This is a genomic window from Microbacterium sp. Kw_RZR3, from assembly GCF_029222405.1.
Lineage (GTDB): Bacteria > Actinomycetota > Actinomycetes > Actinomycetales > Microbacteriaceae > Microbacterium.
Genome location: NZ_JARHXC010000330.1, coordinates 1 through 6,221, shown reverse-complemented (window position 1 = coordinate 6,221; position 6,221 = coordinate 1). Strand labels below are relative to the sequence as shown.

At 71.6% G+C, this 6,221-nt stretch carries 5 protein-coding genes; 3 read left to right on the top strand and 2 right to left on the bottom strand.

The window, feature by feature from the left end:
• Positions 1–93: 93 nt before the first annotated feature.
• Both P2P98_RS18430 and P2P98_RS18425 read right to left on the bottom strand, forming a co-directional pair.
• A complete protein-coding gene (locus P2P98_RS18430) occupies positions 94–1,173 on the bottom strand; it encodes a VIT1/CCC1 family protein (RefSeq protein ID WP_275801726.1) in 1,080 nt (359 codons plus the stop codon).
• A gap of 295 nt (positions 1,174–1,468) precedes the next feature.
• A complete protein-coding gene (locus P2P98_RS18425; protein WP_275801727.1) occupies positions 1,469–3,328 on the bottom strand; it encodes a DEAD/DEAH box helicase in 1,860 nt (619 codons plus the stop codon).
• A 583-nt stretch (positions 3,329–3,911) separates the two neighbouring features.
• Between P2P98_RS18425 and P2P98_RS18420 the strand changes: the two genes are divergently transcribed.
• Genes P2P98_RS18420 through P2P98_RS18410 form a run of 3 tightly spaced genes read left to right on the top strand, consistent with a single transcriptional unit; the run spans position 3,912 to position 6,047 of the window.
• Positions 3,912–4,772, top strand: coding sequence for an SGNH/GDSL hydrolase family protein (locus tag P2P98_RS18420; protein ID WP_275801725.1), 861 nt, complete (start codon positions 3,912–3,914; stop codon positions 4,770–4,772).
• Between the two features lie 4 nt (positions 4,773–4,776).
• Entirely contained in the window at positions 4,777–5,289 is a 513-nt protein-coding gene (locus P2P98_RS18415) for a DUF3806 domain-containing protein (RefSeq protein WP_275801724.1), read from the top strand.
• Positions 5,286–6,047, top strand: coding sequence for a hypothetical protein (locus P2P98_RS18410; protein ID WP_275801723.1), 762 nt, complete (start codon positions 5,286–5,288; stop codon positions 6,045–6,047). The genes P2P98_RS18415 and P2P98_RS18410 overlap by 4 nt, the downstream gene beginning before the upstream one ends.
• Positions 6,048–6,221 lie beyond the last annotated feature (174 nt).

The following is a 6,221-nucleotide window of genomic DNA, read 5'->3' as shown; positions in this document are numbered from 1 at the left end:
TTTATGCCCGCTTGCGCGGTGCCGCACGAACGGCGGACACCGCCACACCCCGGGCGCGCTCCGGGCGAGCCACAGCCCCGGCGGGCCGCGGCCTCAGGCCGCCGACACCCCGAACAGCAGACCGAGCACGTAGGTCACCGCGGCGGCCCCGAAGCCGATCGCGAGCTGACGCAGGCCGCGCTTGAGAGGCGACGCACCCGAGAGCAGGCCGACCATCGCACCGGTGCCCATCAGTGCCACGCCGACGAGGGCGAGCGCGACGACGACCGCGACGATGCCCGACAGGCCGAAGATCCACGGCAGCACGGGGATGATCGCGCCGGAGGCGAAGAACAGGAAGCTCGAGAGCGCCGCGCCCCACGCGCTGCCGACGACCTCGTGCGACGACTCTCCCGGAGCGGCCGCGGCGGGAGCCGTTCCGGCCTGGGCGGCGGTGACGACCTCGCGCGCCTTCGCGAGGGCGTCGTCGGGTTCCATGCCGCGCGTGCGGTACACGAGCGCGAGTTCATTGGCATCCAGATCCAGGTGGGGCAGAGCCGAGTCGGCGAAGTCGCTCTCTTCAGTCGCTTCGAGCAGCTCGCGCTGCGAGCGCACCGACACGAACTCGCCGGCGCCCATCGAGAGGGCCCCCGCGAGGAGTCCGGCGACGCCGCTGAACAGCACGAAGCTGGGGGCGACGCCGGTCGCACCCACGCCCATCACCAGGGCGAGGTTCGAGACGAGTCCGTCGTTCGCGCCGAAGACGGCGGCGCGGAAGGTTCCCGAGAGACGCCGACGACCCCGCGCGGCGAGACCGCGGACCACCTCGTGGTGTACGCGCTCGTCGGCGGCCATCGCCGCTGTCGCGTACGGCTCGTCGGCGTAGGGCGAGCGGGCCTCGGCGTTCTGTGCCAGGGCGAGGACGAAGATCGAGCCGAAGCGGCGGGCCATCCAGGCGAGCAGGCGGGTTCCGATGCCGGGCTGCGGCAGCCGCTGCGGCTTCTCGCCGAGCAGGTCGATCCAGTGCTGCTCGTGGCGTCCTTCGGCGTCGGCGAGCGCGAGCAGGATGTCGCGTTCCTCCCCGGTGCGGCGGGAGGCGAGTTCGCGGTAGACGCGCGCCTCGGCGCGTTCGTCGACCAGGTAACGCGCCCAACGGCGGCGGTCGCGGGCGGTGGGTGTGGCGGGAGTCGTCACGGGGCTCCTTCGGGTCGACCCCACCGTAGTGAGCGAGAACCCCTCCCCGGGCGCGTCGGCTGACACTGACAGCATTTCGGGGACCCGAAGCCCGGAAAGCCGCGGCTGCCGCGGCGGAGATGCCAGTATTTCGGCGGCGCGAAGTCGTCTCGCGGCACACCTGCATGACCGATCCCGTCGAGCATGGTCGCCGAGCGCGCACGAGTGCACTTCTGCCCCACTGGTCCTGCAGATGAACCGCACGGCGTCAGCGTGTCGCGGCGACCCGCCGCTCGGCGCACAGCACGAACCGGGTTCAGGAGTGCACGCGCTTGCGCAGCAGGTCGATGCGCGCCTGCAGCTGCGCGACGGTTGCGTGCGACACGGCAGGTCCCCCGCAGAGACGCCGGAGCTCGGCGTGGACGAGGCCGTGCGGCTCGCCGCTCTGCCGCGCGTAGAGACCGACCATCGTGTTGAGAAGCTGACGCTGCTCTTTGAGCGTGCGGTGCAGCGGCGCGGGAAGCCCGCCTTCGTCGACGGAGGGCGGTTCGACGCCGTTCTCCTTCTCGTTCGCCTCGCGCGTGGAGCGATGCCGCGACTGCCGGGTGGCGCGCGACATGAGCACCTCGTGCACCTGCTCGGGCTCGAGAAGACCCGGGATGCCGAGGAACTCCTCCTCCTCGATGGTTCCGGGCACCGCGAGCTGGCCGAACTCCTGCCCGTCGAACATCACGCGGTCGAAGTGCGCGAGCGAACCCAGCGCCTGGTACTCGAACTCCTGCTCGAGCGCGTCGGATGCCTTGTCCTCGCGCTCGGCGGCATCCATCATGTCTTCTTCGGCGTTCCACTGGTCGTCCGCGTCGCTGTCGCGGTCGAGGGCGTGCTCGCGCTGGGCCTCCATCTCACCCGCGAGGGCGAGCAGCTGCGGCACGTTCGGCAGGAACACGCTCGCGGTCTCACCGCGGCGCCGCGCGCGGACGAAACGGCCGATGGCCTGGGCGAAGAACAACGGGGTCGAGGCGCTCGTGGCGTAGACGCCGACGGCGAGGCGGGGGACGTCGACGCCCTCCGACACCATGCGGACGGCGACCATCCAGCGGCTCGTGCCCTTGGAGAAGTCCTCGATGCGACTCGAGGCCTCGGCCTCGTCGGAGAGGACGACGGTGACCTTCTCGCCCCCGATGTCTTCGAGGATGGCGGCGTAGGCGCGCGCGGCGGTCTGGTCGGTCGCGATGACCAAGCCGCCGGCATCCGGAACCGTCTCACGCACCTCGGTGAGGCGCCGGTCGGCAGAGCGGAGGACCGCGGGGATCCAGTCGCCGTTCGGATCGAGCGCGGTGCGCCAGGCCTGGGACGTGATGTCTTTGGTGTTGTCCTGGCCGAGCTGGGCCTCCATCTCTTCCCCCGCCTTGGTGCGCCAGCGCATCTGCCCGGCGTAGACGAGGAAGAAGACCGGCCGGACGACGCCGTCTTCAAGGGCGCGTTTGTAGCCGTAGGCGTAGTCGGTTCGGGAGAGGCGGATGCCCTTGGAGTTCGGGTGGTACTCGACGAACGGGATGGGCGCCGTGTCGCTGCGGAACGGCGTTCCCGAGAGCAGCAGACGGCGGGTCGCTCGACTGTAGGCCTCGCGCAGCGCGTCGCCCCAACTGAGGGCGTCGCCGCCGTGGTGCACCTCGTCGAGGATGACGAGGGTTCTGGCATCCATCGTCAGTCGCTGGTGCACCTCGGCCTTGACGGCGACCTGCGCGTAGGTGACGGCGACGCCGTGGTACTGCCGTGACGGCGTGGCGTGGCGGTTCGAGAAGTACGGATCGAGACGGATGCCGACGCGCGCGGCCGCCTCGGCCCACTGGGTCTTGAGGTGCTCGGTGGGGGCGACGACGACGATGCGGTCGACGACGCCTCGGCGCATGAGCTCGGAGGCGAGGCGCAGGGCGAAGGTGGTCTTACCGGCACCGGGGGTGGCCGCGGCGAGGAAGTCGCGGGGACCCTTGCCCACACCGTCGGGACCGTCGGAGCCGAAGTACTGATCCAGTGCCTCGGCCTGCCACGCACGCAGACGCTGGGCGGTTCCCCAGGGCGCACGCTGCGGGAACGACGGCGAGAGGTGCTCGGCCGCGAACGACCCGAAGTGCGGCTCGGTGCCGTCGAGCGGAGCCGGGGCATCGCCCGGCATCGGGTGGTCGGCAACGGGCGCGGTGGCGTGGGTGGGATCGACGGGAGCGGATGCCGCGGGCTCGGTGCCCGCGGCAGCGGGAGACACGGGAGCGGGGCCGGGGCTCGCCGACGGGCCAGGGCTTGCGACGGGGCCGGGACTCGCGACGGGGCCGGGACTCGCCACCAGGGCTGGGCTCGCGACCGGGCCGGGGCTGGCCACCGGGCCCGGACTCGCAACCGGGCCGGGGCTCGCAACCGGGCCAGGGCTCGCGATCTTCAGGGGCGCGCCGCCATCGGCGGGCATCGGAGGGTGTTCCAGGTTCTGGGTGCGGGTTTCGTCTTCCAGCATCGAACCTCCATCCCTCGCGAGCGCGAACATCAACGATAGGTCACCACCGACCGGGCGTGCGCCGGGGTGTGGACGGATCGGCCCGCGCACCGGCCATAAACGCGATTTGCTCACGTAAACGCGGGGAGAGCGTGTTTCTGCGCGTGGACCGTGTTTATGGGTGCGCCGCCGCGCGTACCCGCCGCGCCGCGCCCGCCGGATGCGCCCCTTGCCGTGTCGGAGGCCCGGGTTAGCCTGGGGGTCGGAGGTTTCGATGACACTCGATCCGCACTCGCCCCGCACCTCGTCTTCGCCCGACAACGTCGGCCCGCACCCCTGGCGGCGCTACGTCGCCCTGGGCGACTCGTTCACCGAGGGCATCGGAGACCCGCTCCCCGACGGGGGCCACCGCGGCTGGGCCGACCGCGTCGCCGAGGTGCTCGCCACGCAGGTCGACGACTTCGCCTACGCCAACCTCGCCGTCCGCGGAAAGCTCATCGGCCAGATCGTCGCCGACCAGATCGAGCCGGCCCTCGCGCTCAAGCCCGACCTCATCACCTTCTCCGCGGGGGGAAACGACGTCATCCGCCCCGGAACCGATCCGGATGCCGTGGCCCAGCAGTTCGAGGATGCCATCATCCGCCTGCGCCGCGACAACGCCACCGTCGTCGTGTTCACGGGCATCGACACGGAGTTCACGCCCGTGTTCCGCGGCATCCGGGGCAAGGTCGCGATCTACAACGAGAACATCCGCGCGATCGCCGATGCGCACGATTGCGTCGTCGCCGACCAGTGGGGGCTGAAAGAGGTGCAGGACATGCGCTTCTTCGACGACGATCGCCTGCACTACAACCCTCTCGGCCACCACGAGGTCGCGCGCATGGTGCTGCGGGCGCTGAACGTTCCGAACGACCTGCAGCCGATGCAGCCGGAGGCGCTCGCGGCGACGACCTGGCGCGCCGCGCGCGAGAAAGACCTCGTGTGGGCGCGGTCGTATCTCGTGCCGTGGGTACTGCGGCGCCTGCGCCACCAGTCGTCGGGTGATCACGTGAATCCCAAGCGCCCCGAGCCGCTCCCCGTCGTGACCCTCGCCCCGGGTCCGGATGCCGCCGCCTCACGCGGGACGCAGGTCTGACGCCGTGGCCTCGAAGGGCTTCCGCGGATTGTTCGGCGGCGCGCGACCCGAGGGCCAACAGGCGTCGCCGCCCGTCGGTTCGCCCGTCCCGCCGACGGCACCGGCCGAGGGGCCGATCTCGGGTCCTCTGTCGGCCGACCTCGCCGCCGAGATGGACGCGCGTCGAGAGTGGGTGTGGACGTCGGTGAGCGCCGATGCCCCGCTCGACCGGAGTGACAACCACACCGCGCTCTCGGTGATCGCAGCTCTCGTCGCCGAGGTCCGCCCCGACGAGACGTGGAAGCTGCAGTCGCTGGGGACCGTGTTCGGCGACGTCCTCGCCCGCGTGACCGGCGCGGAGTGGGTGCAGGTCGACGACGAGTTCGGGAGCGATGCTGCGCTCCGGTTCGGCGGACCCGACGACCTCGCGTTCCCGATGACCATGATCTCCAAGCGGATGGAGGCCGGCGAAGACGTCGGCGTCCTCGAGCTGTTCCGCAGCGTGGCGACCGCGATCGGCGAGGCGCAGGCTCAATGAGCGACGTCGAGGGACGCCCCACCGTCGAGCTACCCGAAGCGGTTCTCGCCCTGCTCGCCGCCGCCGACGCCGACACCCTCCTGCGCGATGCCGAGTCGCTCGCGACGGGGCTGGCCGACACGGGGTGGACGCCCGACGTGGAAAGTGGGCGCTTCGCGGCCGGCGACTGGGATCTCCTGTCGTCCGCGTGGGCGCCGAATCTGTCGGTGTTCTTCGAGGGCGAGGAAGACGAGGTGCGCATACGGGCGCAGGCCGTGGCATCGTTCCTCACCTCTCGATCGGAGCGGTGGGCGTTTCACACCGACGGTGACGACTGGTCGGAGTGGACCCTCGACGACGTGCGGTGGACCGAGGGGGACGGGATGGCCCTCCATCCCCTGGAATGGAAGGGTGGCGGCGTCGTCGTCAGTCTCTACATCCAGCCCGACTATCAACCGGGCAAGATTCTGGCCCCCGCGAATCTGCACCTCGGGATCGACCGCGCCGACACCCCGCCCGAGGGGCTCCCCCGCGACGACGAGCGTGCGCGTCGCGTGGTGCGCGACGGGTCGGTCGTCGACCGGTGGTTCCTCGCCGGGGAGCACGAGCTGCCCGACGACGTGATCGCCGCACTGGAGAACGACCCCGACTCCCGTGTGCGCGCCGCCGCGGAGTCCGAGCGTTGGTACCGCGAGCGCACGATCATCGGAACCCCACCGATGCTCGAGGCAGACGGCCCCGGCCCCGAGCAGCCTCCCGCTCGTTTCGCTCCGCGGTAGCACGACACCCTGCGGTCGCGGATCGCAGCGCCTCTCGCACGCGGAACGCCTCTCGAGTGGCGGGAGATCGTCGTCCGCGCCCGGGGCTCGCGCGCGCGCCCCGCGATGCGGGAGCGCGTCCTCGAGGAGCCCCCGACGCCCGGACGCGCGATCCTCAGCGCCTCCCGCGCCCCA